Annotated in this window: 16 protein-coding genes; 9 read left to right on the top strand and 7 right to left on the bottom strand. The window is 67.8% G+C overall.

Features of this window, described 5'->3' with window-relative positions:
- The first annotated feature begins 139 nt into the window (after nt 1-139).
- Nucleotides 140-838, top strand: coding sequence for a hydrolase (locus CBM2588_RS20115; RefSeq protein ID WP_115682157.1), 699 nt, complete (start codon nt 140-142; stop codon nt 836-838).
- Nucleotides 839-1025: 187 nt separating this feature from the next.
- On the opposite strand, the gene CBM2588_RS20110 is transcribed toward CBM2588_RS20115, so the two are convergent.
- Nucleotides 1026-1943 (bottom strand): LysR family transcriptional regulator, encoded by a 918-nt coding sequence (locus CBM2588_RS20110; RefSeq protein ID WP_115682156.1) that lies wholly within the window; start codon nt 1941-1943, stop codon nt 1026-1028.
- A gap of 235 nt (nt 1944-2178) precedes the next feature.
- Between CBM2588_RS20110 and CBM2588_RS20105 the strand changes: the two genes are divergently transcribed.
- The 3 genes from CBM2588_RS20105 to CBM2588_RS20095 all read left to right on the top strand — a co-directional run bounded on the left by CBM2588_RS20105 (nt 2179) and on the right by CBM2588_RS20095 (nt 4876).
- Entirely contained in the window at nt 2179-3465 is a 1287-nt protein-coding gene (locus CBM2588_RS20105) for an MFS transporter (protein ID WP_115682155.1), read from the top strand.
- 50 nt (nt 3466-3515) lie between these two features.
- On the top strand, nt 3516-4265 hold the full coding sequence (locus tag CBM2588_RS20100; RefSeq protein WP_115682154.1) for a creatininase family protein: 750 nt from the start codon (nt 3516-3518) through the stop codon (nt 4263-4265).
- Between the two features lie 146 nt (nt 4266-4411).
- Entirely contained in the window at nt 4412-4876 is a 465-nt protein-coding gene (locus tag CBM2588_RS20095; RefSeq protein ID WP_115682153.1) for a RidA family protein, read from the top strand.
- 8 nt (nt 4877-4884) lie between these two features.
- On the opposite strand, the gene CBM2588_RS20090 is transcribed toward CBM2588_RS20095, so the two are convergent.
- Nucleotides 4885-5796, bottom strand: coding sequence for a LysR family transcriptional regulator (locus tag CBM2588_RS20090; RefSeq protein WP_115682152.1), 912 nt, complete (start codon nt 5794-5796; stop codon nt 4885-4887).
- A gap of 230 nt (nt 5797-6026) precedes the next feature.
- On the opposite strand from CBM2588_RS20090, the gene CBM2588_RS20085 reads away from it, so the two are divergent.
- Nucleotides 6027-6737: an SDR family NAD(P)-dependent oxidoreductase gene (locus tag CBM2588_RS20085; RefSeq protein ID WP_115682151.1), complete on the top strand. Its 711-nt coding sequence runs from the start codon at nt 6027-6029 to the stop codon at nt 6735-6737.
- Between the two features lie 89 nt (nt 6738-6826).
- Here the strand turns inward: CBM2588_RS20085 and CBM2588_RS20080 are convergent, their stop codons facing one another.
- The 3 genes from CBM2588_RS20080 to CBM2588_RS20070 form a co-directional block, all read right to left on the bottom strand.
- Nucleotides 6827-7246 (bottom strand): organic hydroperoxide resistance protein, encoded by a 420-nt coding sequence (locus CBM2588_RS20080; protein WP_115683668.1) that lies wholly within the window; start codon nt 7244-7246, stop codon nt 6827-6829.
- A gap of 63 nt (nt 7247-7309) precedes the next feature.
- Nucleotides 7310-7660: a hydroxyquinol 1,2-dioxygenase gene (locus tag CBM2588_RS20075; protein ID WP_115682150.1), complete on the bottom strand. Its 351-nt coding sequence runs from the start codon at nt 7658-7660 to the stop codon at nt 7310-7312.
- Between the two features lie 209 nt (nt 7661-7869).
- The gene (locus CBM2588_RS20070; protein ID WP_231942216.1) at nt 7870-8835 is read right to left on the bottom strand and encodes a LysR family transcriptional regulator; all 966 of its coding nucleotides are present in this window, start codon (nt 8833-8835) and stop codon (nt 7870-7872) included.
- A gap of 121 nt (nt 8836-8956) precedes the next feature.
- Here CBM2588_RS20070 and CBM2588_RS20065 point away from each other — a divergent pair, with 121 nt between their 5' ends.
- From CBM2588_RS20065 to CBM2588_RS20050, 4 genes are all read left to right on the top strand, one after another.
- Nucleotides 8957-9940 carry a Bug family tripartite tricarboxylate transporter substrate binding protein gene (locus CBM2588_RS20065; RefSeq protein WP_115682149.1) on the top strand — a complete coding sequence of 328 codons (984 nt, stop codon included), beginning with the start codon at nt 8957-8959 and terminating at the stop codon, nt 9938-9940.
- A gap of 43 nt (nt 9941-9983) precedes the next feature.
- Nucleotides 9984-11591 carry a gamma-glutamyltransferase gene (gene ggt, locus CBM2588_RS20060; RefSeq protein ID WP_116380999.1) on the top strand — a complete coding sequence of 536 codons (1608 nt, stop codon included), beginning with the start codon at nt 9984-9986 and terminating at the stop codon, nt 11589-11591.
- Between the two features lie 508 nt (nt 11592-12099).
- Nucleotides 12100-12588, top strand: coding sequence for a ferric iron uptake transcriptional regulator (fur, locus tag CBM2588_RS20055; RefSeq protein ID WP_115682147.1), 489 nt, complete (start codon nt 12100-12102; stop codon nt 12586-12588).
- 37 nt (nt 12589-12625) lie between these two features.
- Nucleotides 12626-12883, top strand: a complete 258-nt coding sequence (locus CBM2588_RS20050) for a hypothetical protein (RefSeq protein WP_062804044.1) — start codon at nt 12626-12628, stop codon at nt 12881-12883.
- A gap of 14 nt (nt 12884-12897) precedes the next feature.
- On the opposite strand, the gene CBM2588_RS20045 is transcribed toward CBM2588_RS20050, so the two are convergent.
- Complete coding sequence (locus tag CBM2588_RS20045; RefSeq protein WP_115682146.1) at nt 12898-13227, bottom strand: helix-turn-helix domain-containing protein; 330 nt, start codon at nt 13225-13227, stop codon at nt 12898-12900.
- Nucleotides 13228-13318: 91 nt separating this feature from the next.
- Nucleotides 13319-14248, bottom strand: a complete 930-nt coding sequence (locus CBM2588_RS20040) for a DMT family transporter (protein ID WP_115682145.1) — start codon at nt 14246-14248, stop codon at nt 13319-13321.
- Between the last annotated feature and the right edge of the window lie 320 nt (nt 14249-14568).

Raw genomic sequence — 14568 nt, 5'->3', positions numbered from 1 at the left:
AATTTTTTTGAACAACAATGACAATGAATGTCGGCAGAAAGCATCACGGCGTTCGCTATAGTTCTGCACATGGCAGCGCGACACAAACAAGCGCCGCTACAAACAATCAACAATTTTGAATCCGTCTTAGGAGAACATCATGTCGAACGCCAAGCTCGAAGTCCTGACCCCGCGCAACAGCCAGCTGATCATCATCGACCACCAGCCGCAGATGGCCTTCGGGGTTCAGTCGATGGACCGCCAGGCCATGAAGAACAACGTGATCGGGCTGGCCAAGGCGGCCCGGGTGTTCGACGTGCCGACCACCATCACCACGGTCGAGAGCGATTCGTTCTCGGGCTACACCTACCCCGAGTTGCTGGATGTGTTTCCCGGCAAGCAGACCCTCGAGCGCACCTCGATGAATTCGTGGGACGACCAGAAGGTGCGCGACGCACTGCAGGCCGCCGGGCGCAAGAAGGTGGTGGTGGCCGGACTCTGGACCGAAGTCTGCAACACCACCTTCGCGCTGAGCGCGATGCTGGAAGGCGACTACGAGATCTACATGGTTGCCGACGCCTCGGGCGGCACCAGCAAGGAAGCGCACGACTACGCCATGCAGCGCATGATCCAGGCCGGCGTGGTGCCGGTGACGTGGCAGCAGGTCCTGCTGGAGTGGCAGCGCGACTGGAAGAACCGCGACACCTATGACGCCGTCACCGGCATCGCCAAGGAACACTCGGGCGCCTACGGCATGGGCATCGACTACGCCTACACCATGGTGCACAAGGTCGCGCAACGCACCGCCACGCCGCACGCATCGATCGCCCCGGTCCACGCACCGGTGATCGAGCGCTGATCCACTCAGCCAGCCTCTGACAGGAGACCACACCATGAAGCCAAGCCGAAGCCTCGCCCATGGCGCGCTGCTGCTCGGATGCTGGCTGGCCATCGGCACCTCGAGCCTGGCCGCCGCGGCCATCGTCGCGCAGACGCTGGCCTGAGCGGCGGTACGCTGCCGGCAAGACGCCGCAGCCGCGGCCCGGCTAGCGCCGGTGCGCGAACATCGACATATGCCGGCCGATATGGTCGAGCAGTTCCAGCGCTGCCGCGGGCAGGGGCCGCCCGGCCTTCACCAGCAGCCGGGCCTGGGTGCCTGAAAACAAGGGATGGTCCAAAGGCACCACCGCCAGCGTGCCCGCCGCGATCTCGCGATACGCGGCGAACTCGCCGATCAGCGTCATGTACTGGTCGTAGGCGACGAACTGCTTCAGCGCGGTCAGTGAGTTGCTGACCAGCGTCGCGCGGATCGAGACGTTCTCGGCGAACTCGACCATACGCAAGGCATGGCCAACGCCGAACGATGCCGGCATCATGGCCAGCGGATAGGCCTGCAGGTCGGCGACACTGGCCGCGCCGCCGCGCAGCGCCAGCGGGTGGTCGGGCCTGACCAGCAGCACCACCGGCTGCGACGCGCTCGCGCGATACTCGATGCGCGGGTGCGGCGGCGGATTGTAGGCCAGGCCGATATGCGCGCGGCTTTCCGCCACTTCCTCCAGCACGCCATCGACCGCAAGGATGTCCATGCGGATATCCAGGCGCGGATAGCGCGCACAGAACCGCGCCAGCACTTCGTTGACGAGCAGGTCGACGTAGCCCTCGCTCAGGACCAGCCTGACCTCGCCTTGCTGCAACCCCTGCAGCGCGTGCAGCTGGTCTTCCAGCTTCTCCTGGTGCGAACGGTAGCCGCGCCAGAATTCCACCAGGTGCGCCGCCGCGGCGGTGGGCCGAAGCCCGCGTGGCTCGCGCTCGAACAGCAGCGCGCCCAGCTCTTCCTCCAGCAGCCGGATCTGCCGCGTGATCACCGAGGGCGATGTGTTCAGGCTGTCCGCCGCGCCGCGGATGGTGCCGTGCGCCAGCACTTCACGGAAGTATCGCAGCCGCTGCTGATTGATCTCTCGCATGTCGAACGCCTGTTCCGCCGTTTTTCCGCAGCGGTAACGATACCCGAACGCGCCTCGCCTTGCTTGCCATGGGCAGCGTGAGCCACCTCGACCGGTGCGTTGCCCGGAACAGAACGAAGTGTGGCCCGAGTTGCTGTTTGCCAGCCCGCCCGCGGCTGCCACGATTCAGCACACGAGGGACACGACCAAGCCCCACCGAGCCCACCGGGCCGCAACCACACCGGAGACAGCGAGCATGCTAGCCATCCCTACCGCGGGCGCCATGGACGGCGCTTCCAGCCTTTACAGCCGGATCAACTGGCGCCTGTTGCCCTTCCTGCTGGTGTGCTACCTGTTCGCCTACCTGGACCGGGTTAACGTCGGCTTTGCCAAGCTGCAGATGCAAAGCGACCTGGGCTTTTCCGACGCGGCCTACGGCGTGGGCGCCGGCATCTTCTTCGTGGGCTATGTGCTGTTCGAACTGCCGAGCAACCTGATGCTGCCGCGGGTCGGCGCCCGCAAGACCTTCAGCCGGATCCTGGTGCTGTGGGGGCTTACCTCGGCCTGCATGGTGTTCGTGCGGGACGTGCCGACGTTCTACGCGTTGCGCTTCCTGCTCGGCGTGTTCGAGGCCGGCTTCGCGCCCGGCATGATCTATTACCTGTCGTGCTGGTACGGTCCGCAACGCATGGCGCGCGCCATCGCCATCGTGTTCCTGGCGGGACCGATCGGCGGGATCGTCGGCGCGCCGGCGTCGGCATGGCTGATGACCGCGCTGGCGGGCTATGGCGGACTGGCGGGCTGGCAATGGATGTTCCTGGTCGAGGGCCTGCCTTGCGTGCTGCTCGGCATGCTGGCGCTGTCGCTGGTGCCGGACCGCCCGGCGCAGGCGAACTGGCTCAGCGACGCCGAACGGCGCCTGCTGGAAGCCGAACTGGGGCCGGTCGCCGCGCACAAGCATGGCTTCGGCGCCGTGGCCCGCGACCCGCGCGTCTATGTGCTGGCGCTGGCCTACTTCTGCATCATCGCGGCGATCTACGCCATCAGCTTCTGGCTGCCGACCATGATCAAGGCGCAGGGCGTGGACGATACCGTGCGGCTCGGCTGGTATGCGGCCATCCCCTACGTGGCGGCGGCGTTCGGCATGTACTACATGGGCCGCAAGTCCGACCGCTCGGGCGAGCGGCGCCTGCACTGCGCGCTGCCGGCACTGGCGGCAGCCATGCTGCTGGCGGCCTCGGTGCTGGCGGACGGCAACCTGGTGGCGACGCTGGTGCTGCTGACGCTCGCCACCATGGGACTGTGGATGGCGTACACCGTGTTCTGGGCCATGCCGGCCGAATACATCCAGGGCCCGGCGGCGGCGGGCGGCATTGCGCTGATCAACACCATCGGCCTGTCGGGCGGCTTCTGGGGACCGGCCACCATCGGCTGGACCAAGACCGCGACCGGCAACCTCCATCTCGGCATGCTGATGATGGCCGCGTTGCCGCTGCTGGCGGCCGTCATCATCCTGTGCAACAAGCTGCCCGCACGCCGCTGATGCGGCATCGCGACGCCGTGATCCCGACCATCACTCACCAAGGAGTTCCCGTGCAACTTCATCTTTCAACCTGGGCGGAGATCGAGCAATACCTGGCCCGCAGCCGTACCATCGTGATCCCCATCGGCTCGAACGAACAACATGGGCCGACCGGTCTGCTCGGCACCGACTGGCTGTGCCCGCAGATCATTGCCGGCGAGGCGGAGCAGCAGGCCGATATCCTGGTGGCGCCGACCTTCAATATCGGCATGGCGCAGCATCACCTGGCGTTCGCCGGGACGATTTCGCTGCGTCCGTCGACCTTCATCGCCGCGATCGGCGACTGGGTACGCTCGCTGGCAGGACATGGCTTCGAGAAGCTGCTGTTCCTGAATGGCCATGGCGGCAACGTTGCCTCGATCGATGCGGCCTTCTCCGAGCTCTACGCCGAAGCCAGCTTCGCCAGGCGCCGCGCCGGCTTTGCGCTGAAGCTGTGCAACTGGTGGGACCTGCCTGGCGTGGGCGAGCTGGCGCGCGACCAGTTCCCGACCGGCCACGGCTCGCACGCCACGCCTTCCGAAATCGCGATCACCCAGTGGGCCTTTCCGGATGCGCGCAAGCATGCCGACTATGCACCACGGATCGCGCCCAGCGGCCCGATACGCGAGGCGCTGGACTTCCGCGCGCGCTATCCGGACGGCCGCATCGGCTCGGACCCCGGACTGGCAACGGCCGAGAAAGGCGCTGCTCTGGTCCGGCTGGCGGCGCAGAGCCTGGTCCGGGAACTGGACGCGTTCGGCCGCGAACCGATGCCGGACTGAGGTCGCGGGCAGGCGTATGGGGGGCTGCGGGCCGGGACTGGTTACGTCATGTATCAAGTCCTGTTCCCGCCGATGGCTTTATCGCGTGCCGGCGAGCCCCTAGAGTCTGCCGTGTGAGCCATGACACCTTTGGATTGGGAGCCACCATGTCTGTCCAGCAACGACTCGCTGCGCGCGGCCTGGCACTGCCGCAACCACCTCAACCTTTGGGCAGCTATACCGCGGTCAGCCAGGCCGGCGACCTGCTGTTCATTTCCGGGCAGCTGCCGCTGCAGGACGGCAAGGTGATCTGGCAGGGCCAGGTCGGCAAGGACCTGAGCGTCGACGAAGGCAGGCGTGCCGCCGAACTGGCCGCGCTCAACGTGCTGGCGCAGATCGACGCGCACCTGGGCGGCTTTGCGCGGCTCGATCACCTCGTGCGGGTCGACGGCCACATTGCCAGCGCGCCCGGATGGTTCGCGCAGCCGGCCGTGCTCGACGCGGCGTCGGACCTGTTCCGCGACGTGCTGGGCGACAAGGCCGGGCACGCGCGCACGATCTCTTCGCACCTCCAGCAGCCGGGCAACGCGGCCGTGATCCTGGTGGTCATCGCCCAGGTCCGGCCGGCATGAGCCGACTGCTACGCCGAGAATTTTTCGAGCAGGAAGTCAACGAAGACCCGGACCCGGCGCGTGACATGGCGCGCGGACGGGTATAGCAGCACGAACGGGCGCGCGCTGCCGCCGTAGTCGCGCAGCACTTCCACCAGCGTGCCGTCGCGCAGGTCCTGTTCCACCACGAAGCGATAGGTCTGGAACAGGCCGGCGCCGGCGCGCACCAGCGTGGCGCCGCCAAGGATATCCTCCGACGCCGTGTACGAGCCGGTCGTGACGATATCGGTTTCCGCGCCGTCGACCTGGAGGGTCCAGGGAATCCTGCGTCCGCTGCTGGGGCGCTCGAACTGGATGCACTCATGCCGCAGCAGATCTTCCGGCGTTTGCGGCGTGCCGGCCTGCCGCAGGTACGCGGGCGCCGCCACCACCACTAGCTCGGCGTCCTCGAGCTTGCGCGCGATCAGGTTCGAGTCGTCCGGCGCGCGTCCGCGGACGCATAGGTCATAGGTGTCATCGGCGAAATCCACATTGCGGTTGCTGATGTGCACGTCGATCTGGACCTCCGGGTACCGGGCCCGGAATGCCGGCAGCACCGGCAACACGCGATAGTGGGCATACGGCGTCGGCAGGCTGATGCGCAGCCGCCCGGCCGGCGTCGCATGCTGGCCGCCGATCTGCCGCTCGGCATCGACCAGCTGCGCCAGCGCGGCGTGGCTCTGCTCGAAGTACAGGCGGCCTTCGTCGGTCAGGCGGATCTGCCGCGTGGTGCGCACGAACAGCCGCACGCCCAGCCTCTCCTCCAATCGCTGCACGGTACGGCTGACTGCGGGCGGCGTCACGCCGGCGGCGACCGCGGCCGCGGTAAAGCTGCCCAGTTCCGCGGCCAGGCAAAACAGTTCGATGCTGCCGAGCTGGAGGTCATCGAATTGGCGTTTCATGGCTTCCCCCTGCTGGTGACGGACCTCGCCCGGTATCCGGGGCAGTCGCCATCATAGGTTCGCGCCCCGACGAAGTCGACTGACGCGCCCGTGCATTAGTACGCGCCGCGCATAACTGTTTGTCCGGCCGGTGCCTTCGAAAGCCCGACCCGAGCCTCTAGATTGGAACCCATCGGCGCCGCGGGCCCGATCGGCACGCTAGCCGGACCAACCTACATCGAGGTGAAAACATGAGTGCAGCACAGAAAGTCGTCGTCATCACAGGCGCATCGCAGGGCATCGGCGCGGAACTGGTCAAGGCCTTCCGCGAACGCGGCGATCGCGTCGTCGCCACGGCGCGCAGCATCCGGCCGTCCGAAGACCAAGACCTGCTGGCCGTCGCCGGAGACCTGGCCGACCCGGCCACCGCGCGCCGCGTCATCGCCGAGGGCGTGGCCAGATTCGGCCGGATCGATACGCTCGTCAACAACGCCGGCATCTTCGTCGCCAGGCCGTTCACCAGCTATACCGGCGCGGACTACGCCGCGGTCACCGGCATCAACCTGGCCGGCTTTTTCCATATCACGCAGCTGGCCGTCGCCGAGATGGAGAAACAGCGCAGCGGCCACGTGGTCAGCATCACCACCAGCCTGGTCGACCATGCCCTCAGCGGGGTGCCATCGGTACTGGCGTCACTGACCAAGGGCGGCCTGAACGCGGCCACCCGGTCGCTGGCGATCGAATACGCCCGCACCGGCATCCGCGCCAACGCCGTCTCGCCCGGCATCATCAAGTCGCCGATGCACCCGGCCGAGACCCACGCGGCCCTGGGCGCGCTGCACCCGATGGGCCATATGGGCGAGATGCGCGATATCGTCGACGCCGTGCTGTACCTGGATTCTGCGCCGTTCGTGACCGGCGAGATCCTGCACGTCGACGGCGGGCAGAGCGCCGGCCATTGACCACGCGGCATGCGACCGCGGCAGCCCAGGGCTGCCGCGGTCATGACATGCAGGATGGGGGCTGCCTCGCGATGAGGCAGCCCCTTGCTTCAGACCAGCCGGGTCTCGACGTGGATGTTGCCGCCCAGCGCCTTGGAGTACGGGCAGGTCTGGTGCGCGGTATCGACCAGTGCCTGCGCCAGCTCGCGCTCGATGCCGGGAATGCTGACATGGAGTCGGGCCTGCAGCAGGTAGGCGTCGCCCGCCGTGCCCAGGTCGACCTCGGCGTCGACCGACAGGTCCGACGGCAGCTTGACCTGCCGCTTGCCGGCGGCCAGCCCGATCGCGCCGATAAAGCACGCCGACCAGCCCGCTGCCAGCAATTGCTCCGGGTTGGTGCCCGCGCCGCGCGAGCCTGGCGAGGACAGCTGCAGGTTCAGGCGGCCGTCGTCGCTGCGCGCCTCGCCGTCGCGGCCGCCCGCGGTGATATGGACCTTGCCGGTGTACAGCACTTTCTCGATACGGGTCATGTCTGGTTCCTGTTGGATGGTGTTGGTGGTGATGAAGCAGGCCGGCGCGCCGGCCCGCACGGCTCAGGCGTAGGCGCCGTCGAGATACGGATCGACGCTGCGCGCCGGGTCCGCCGACACGCCGCTGCGGTCGAGCCCGGCCACGGAGCGGGCGCCGTCGGTGTAGGGATCGACGTTGCGCGCACCGTCGCTGAACGGATCGACGCTGCGGGCGCCATCGCTGTACGGGCTGCGCGGCTCCTGCACCGAGCGCGCGCCCTCGCTGTACGGGTCGCGGGCATCCACCGCGCTGCGGGCACCGTCGGTGAACGGGTCGCGTGCGCCGGCGGCAGAGAAGCTGGCGGCCTGGGCGCCGGCAGCGGCGGCAGCGAGGGCGAGGGCGAGGACAAAGCGGCGGGCGATTTGGGTAGTCATGATCGGCTTCCTTAAGTACACGTTGAGGGTTGAGCGGGCCGGCTTTCGCTTTCGGGGTATCCGACGCCGCGGCCACGGAACGTATTTAAGGTGACCGGTGTATCGGCCATGTAGCCAATGCGGGCTGCCTTTGTCAGCCGCCGTGTCGCAGCGGAGGCGGGATACAAAGCGGTACAAAGTGACGGCTTGGTGCGCGACCGTCGCCGCGGCTAACTGGCTGCCGCGCCTTGCCCGGCACCCAGGCCGAGGCGCCCTGCCTCCTCGCGCAGCGCGCGCACAAACGCGTGCACGACCTCGCCCGCCCCGCCCTGGCGCCATACCGCGCCCACCGGCCCGAACGATTCGGCGTCGGCCACCGGCAGCACGCACAGCAGACCCAGCGCTTCGAGGTGGCGCGCCATCGCGCCGGAACAGACCCCGATGTAATCGGTGCCGCGCAGCACCGACTCCAGCGTCAGCACGGAACCGGTTTCCACGCGCGGCTGCAGCCCGGCAGCGCCGCGTTCCAGCAGCACGGTGTCGAGCCGGGTCCGCATCAGCGTTTCGCGCGGCGGCATCGCCCACGGAAAATCGAACAGATCGCGCCAGGCGATGCGCTGGCGTCCGGCCAGCGGATGATGCCGTGCCACCACCACGCCGATGCCATCCTCGAACAGCACCTCGTGCGCCAGGTGGGAGCCATAGGCACGCGCGTCGATGGAGCCGACGATGACGTCGTAGTCGCGCCGCTCGAGCCGCTCCAGCAAGGTATTGAAGACGCCTTCCGTGACCGCGATCTGCACGTTGGGCTGCGCCTGCTGGAAGCTGACGATGGCGCGCGGCACCAGGTGCGCCACGCCGGCAAAAACGCTGCCCACATGCAGCCGCGCCACCGCGCCCTTGGCAATCGAGCCCAGTTCTTCATGTGCGCGCGACACCTCGCCCAGCACGCGGACCGCCAGCTTGCGCACCGCCTCGCCGGCGGGCGTGAGCTGCAGGCGCCGCCCGCGCACCAGCAGCCGCGCGCCGGCTAGCGCTTCCATCTCGCCCAGCCAGTGCGACATCGCCGATTGCGTCATGTGCAGCCGCTGCGCCGCCGCGGACAGCGTCCCGGCGTCCAGCAGGATCAGGAAGGATTCGAGATGCCGCATGCGCAGCCGGCGCGCCCAGGCCACGCTATCCGCAGGATCAGTCATGAGTTTTTACTCATATATCTATCGGAACAATTCACTGGCGCTCATGGTAAGCCAATTCAATAATGCGCAGGAGTTCCCGGGCCTTCTCAGCTTCCTCACATTGTTCTCAGGCTTTATACCTATGAAGAAACTCTCAGTTGTTTCGCACCTGGCCGTGGCGGCGATCGCCCTGGGCCTGGCTCTGCCCGCCTGGAGCTGCGGCGAGGCGGGCTCGAACCGGCCCATCCGCCTGGTGGTATCCCAGCAAGCCGGCGGCAGCACCGACACCATCGCGCGCATGTGGGCCGAGCATGCGGGCAAGGAACTCGGCACCACGGTGGTGGTGGAGAACAAGCCCGGCGCCGGCGGCGTCATTGCCGCCAAGTCGGTGCTGGCGCAACCGGCGGACGGCTGCACGCTGTTCCTGGCGGGCGTGTCGCAGATGGTGCTGAACAAGTTCGCCTACGCGCCGCTGGCCTACTCGCCCGAGAAGGATTTCACACCGGTGGCGACGCTGACCAACGTGCCGTTCGTGCTGGTGGCCAATCCGCAGAGCGGGCTGCGCACGCTGGACAACCTCAGCGAAGCGGCGCGCGCCAAACCCGGTGCGATCAATTTCGCCTCGTCGGGACTTGGCAATTCGACCCACCTCGTGGTCGAGATGCTGCTCAAGCAGCGCGGCCTGCGCATGACCCACGTCCCCTACAAGGGCGAGCCCGACGGTGTGATCGCCACGGTCTCGGGTGAAACGCAGGTGATGGCGCCGGTGCTCAGCACCGCCTTGCCGCAGATTCGCGCCGGCAAGCTGGTGCCGCTGGTGGTGTTCGCCGCCAAACGCGTGCCGGACCTGCCCGACGTGCCGGCAGCGCCGGAAATCGGGCTGAAGGGCTTCGAGGACATCGGCTGGTCGGGCATCGCCGCCAAGGCCGGCACGCCCGCGGAACCGATCCGGCGCATGCATGCGGCCACGCAGAAATTCCTCTCGGATCCCACGGTGGTCGACAAGCTCCGCGCGATGCAGGTCACGCCGATGCCAGGCCCGGTCGGCAAGCTGGCCGAGCTGACCGCGCGCGACACGGTCAAGTGGAAGGACGCCATCGGCGACCTGAACCTGCGCGCCAACTGAAGCGCACCCGACACCAGATCCCGAGGTAACAATGAAAAAAGGCATGGTCGTCTGCCCGCAGCCCGAGGCGGCGGAAGCAGGCATCGAAATCCTGCGGGCCGGCGGCAATGCGGCGGACGCCGCGGTCGCCTGCGCGTTTGCCCAGGCCGTGGTCGATCCGCTGATGTGCGGCATCGCCGGGTTCGGCACGGCCGCGGTGTATATGCCGTCGCACCAGGCGCACGAGTACATCGACTTCCACGCCACCGCGCCGGCGCGCGCCACCCCGGACATGTGGGCCGACAAGCTGGAAGGCGAGGCTCGCGACGGCTTCGGCTTCTTCGTCAAGGACCGGCTCAACGACATCGGCTACCAGTCGGTCGCCACGCCGGGCACGCTGCGCGGCCTGGAGGCGATTCACCGCGGCTACGGCAGGCTGCCGTGGCGGGAAGTCATCGCGCCGGCGATCCGCTGGGCGCGCCAGGGCTATTTCGTGCGGCCGGGGATGTATGCGTTCTGGATCGACGAGGGCACGCTCGGCCGCGCCAGCAACCGCGAACGCCTGGCGTACAGCGCCGATGGCCGGCGCCTCTATTGCCGTGAAGACGGCTCGCCCAAGACCATCGGCACGCCGCTGCACAATCCAGATTTCGGCGACACGCTCGAGCAGATCGCGCGCGAGGGCGCGGACGCGTTCTATCTGCACGATATCGCCGGGCGCATCGTCGCCGACATGGAGGCCAACGGCGGGCTGCTGTCGCGCGCGGACCTGGCGGGCTACCGGGTCGAGCGCACCGCGCCGCTGGCCGGCACCTATCGCGATCGCACCATCACCACCAACCAGCCGCCGGGCGGCGGCGTGATGCTGATCGAGATGCTGAACATCCTCGAGCGCTTCGACCTGGCCCGGATCGGCCACAACACCGCGGAATACCTGCGCATTGTCTGCGAGGCGATGAAGGCGGCCACGCGCGACAAGGATCTGCACGTCGGCGATCCGGCCTTTGTCGAGGTGCCGCTGGCGCGCCTGCTCGACAAGGGCTATGCCCGCGAGCTCGCCGCGGGCATCGTTGCCGGCGACAGGATCGACATTGCCCGCGTCAATCCCGGCCATGTGGTGCCGCGCGATACCACGCATCTGTCGGTGGTCGATGGCGAGGGCAACTGCATTGCGCTGACGCATTCGCTGGCGATGCCGTCGGGGGTCATGACGCCGGGCCTCGGCTTCCTGCACAACGGCTGCATGGGCGTGTTCGATCCGCGCCCGGGCCGCGCGGGCAGCATCGCGCCGGGCAAGCGGCGCTTCACCTCGTCGTGCCCTTCGATCGTGTTCCGCGACGGCAAACCGGAGATCGTGCTTGGCGCACCGGGCGGCACCCAGATCGCGATGGGCGTGCTGCAGGCCATCCTGAACGTGGTGGACTTCGGCATGGCGATGCAGTCCGCCGTGTCGGCGCCACGCTTCTCGTCGACCAGCAATGCCATCGACGTCTGCAACCGGATTCCGCGCTATCTCACCGCGGAACTGGAAGCGCAAGGCTATGAGGTGATTCGCAATCCGTACAACTACACCATTGCCTGGGTGCACGCGATCCGGCTGGTGAACGGCGAGCTCGATGGCGGCGCGGACCCGGGGCGCGACGGGGTGGCGCTGGAGACGGCGATCGCCTGAGCGGGTGTCGCAGAACGGTAATCACGCCTGCCGAAAAATTTTCCTTGTAATGAGATCGATTCCCATTTACTATTCGATCACTGCCTGACGCACGGTGCACCGAAGCAAGCACCGGACGGCGCGGGCAGACCGGCCAGGCTGGCACCGCGCGGCACGCGTCGGCACCCAGCGCTGGCAGGCACGACAGATTTCCGGATGCCGCCCCTGCGGCCTTCGATACCGACTTTTGTGGGGACCGCTCCGTCACGCGGAGCGTTTGGTAGTAGCCAGTCTCCGGAAGATCGGGAAAGCAACCAGACCCCGCTTTCCCGATCGCGTCTTCCGGCGGCAAGCCAGGCCACCTTTTTATTCCGCGCGCCGTGCAGGCACGTCGCGCCGCCAGGGACGAGGGCGCCAGCGCCCGGCCGGCCCTGGCGCTTCCCGCCTGAAATTCCGCCAAGCCACCGACGCCGTGCCCCGTGCGGCGCCAGGCCGGGCGCCGCCCTGACTGCGGGGCGCCAGCCGCAGCATGCCTATGCCATCCGCCATGTCATCCGAGAGCACCAGCCCGATCCATCTCAAGCGCGCCGGCCTGAAGGCGACGTCGCCGCGGATGCGCATCCTCGAAGTGTTCCGCACCAGCGCCAGGCGCCACCTGAGCGCGGAAGATGTCTACCGCATCCTGCTGACGCAGGACGAGGATGCCGGGCTGTCGACGGTCTATCGCGTGCTCAACCAGCTGGTGCAGGCAGATATCCTGCTGCGCCACAGCTTCGAGTCGGATCACGCCGTATTTGAACTGAACGAAGGCGGTCACCACGACCACCTGATCTGCGTGGCGTGCGGCCGCGTGGAGGAGTTCCGCGACGAGCGCATCGAGCAGCGCCAGCGCCAGGTCGCCGCCGACAATGCCTTTGAGCTGCGCGAGCATATGCTGGTGCTGTATGGCGTGTGCCCGCAATGCCGCGCCGGCGCCGCCGACGAAGCGCGCGTGCCGGAACTGCCGGCCAGCGCCTGATCCCCCGCCGCATGTTGCGCGCCTGACGGAGCCATCCATGGAGCGCCTGACCAAACCCCTGTCCGAACTGAAGCACCTGATCAACCTGTGCCTGCGCCAGGAACCTGGCTGCCAGGACTGCCAGCTGCGCGCGGTGTGCGTGCACCGCCCTGACCACACCGGCTGCAACTGGAGCGCCGAGGTCGATTTCCCCGAACGCAGCGAAGCCGACGCCGTGCGCCACTGGCGCCAGGCCCGCCGCGTGGTGATGATGGTGCGCGAGCAGTACAACGTGGGCACCGCGGCGCAGGCCTGAACCGGCGGCCGCGGTCAGATATCGAGCTGTGCTGCCGTGATGCCGAGCGCTGCGGCAATCCGCTCACGCGAGGTCTTGCGCAGCCGCTCGCTGTTTTCCTGCTGCGCGTAGGCAGGCTGCGAAATGCCGAGCCGGGCGGCGACTTCCGCCTGCGTCAGGCCAAGATGTTCGCGCCAGGCGCGCAGCGAAGGTACGTCATCGATTAGCACGCGCCGGACCACGGCATGCGGGATCAGGTCCGCGGCTTGGGCAAATTGCGTGAGGTAATCCTCGTACGGGATCACGACAAAGGCCGGCTTGCCGTCCGTCCCAACGATCGTCTGGATGTTAGTAGGTACCTTCATCCCGTTTCTTCACTTCCTGAATTTCCACGATTCGTATCGTACCGTCAGCACCTTCCGGCCAAATTATGAGTTTCTCCTCACGCGGCCCAGCTCACCGTTCGGCGGCAGCGCCGGGGGCCTGTCGGGTTCCGGTCCGTACTGCCGTCCCGGGCCGCAACACGAGCCACACCGCCATGCCGATCAGCGCGCCGCCGGCGGCATGCGCCCACGACAGCGTCTCGCCCAGGAACAGCGCGCCCCAGACCATGCCGAACGGCGGGATCAGGAAGGTGACGGTCAGCGAGCGCACCGGGCCCAGGTCGGCGATCAGCCGGTAATACAGGATGTAGGCCAGTGCCGTGCACAGCGTGCCGAGGCCGACCATCGCCGCCCACACGCCGGCGCCGGCATCGGGCAGCGTGTTGTGGCGCCACAGTGCCACGACGCAGAAGGGAAGCAGAAAGGCGCCCGCGCCGACCAGGCTGCCGGCCGCGACCAGCCGGCTGTCCAGCCCGCCGCGTTGCGTGATCCAGCGCCGCGCGAGAAAGCCGGCCAGGCCGTAGCACGCCGTGGCGAACAGGCAAGCCAGCGCGCCCAGCAGGACCTCCGTGGAAAAGGCCACCGGCCCGGTACGCGTCAGCACTCCCACCCCCGCGACGCCCAGCACCACCCCCAAGGCCTTCGCCCGCGTCAGCGGTTCCGCAAAGGCCAGCGCGCCGATCGCCACGCCCATCAGCGGGGTCATGGCGTTGAACACCGCCGAGTAACCGGCCGGCAGCCACAGTGCCGCCACGGCGTACATCGCGAACGGAATGCCCGAGTTGACCACGCCCAGCGCCAGCACTGCCGGCCATTTGCCCTGCATGTCCCAGCGCAGGCCCAGTAGCGGCAGGCACGCCGCCAGCGTCAGCGCGCCGATCAGCACGCGCACGAAGGCCGTCGGCAGCGGCCCCAGCACCGGCGCGCCAATGCGGATGAAGAGGAAGCTGCCGCCCCAGAGGGCGGCCAGGGCCAGCAAGCGAAGCAGGTCGAGGGGTTTCATCGGTCGGGCGAGGGGCGCCCCCCGCCGGCAGCATCAGGGATGCCGCATTGGACGCCGGTGCGGGGCCGCCCACAAGCCGGATTCGGACCTGTGATCCGGCAGGCGCCGAGCGGAGCACCTACCGGGCCATGGGATGCGCGGCACGTTCGCGGATTTACGCGACAATTGAGAGCCTTTTACGCCACAATGTCACGCAAATACGTCACTTCCTTACCGGGAGCTTTCATCCGCTCCCCCCGCAGGAGGGGACGCGTCGCCGACGCGTGACAATCCGCATTCGATTAAATTAAAATCTGGTCTGCGCCAGAGTTAATTGACCC

This window comes from Cupriavidus taiwanensis (assembly GCF_900250075.1).
GTDB lineage: Bacteria > Pseudomonadota > Gammaproteobacteria > Burkholderiales > Burkholderiaceae > Cupriavidus > Cupriavidus taiwanensis_C.
The sequence above is the reverse complement of the archived record's forward strand: the minus strand, read 5'-3'. Positions and strand labels throughout refer to the sequence as shown.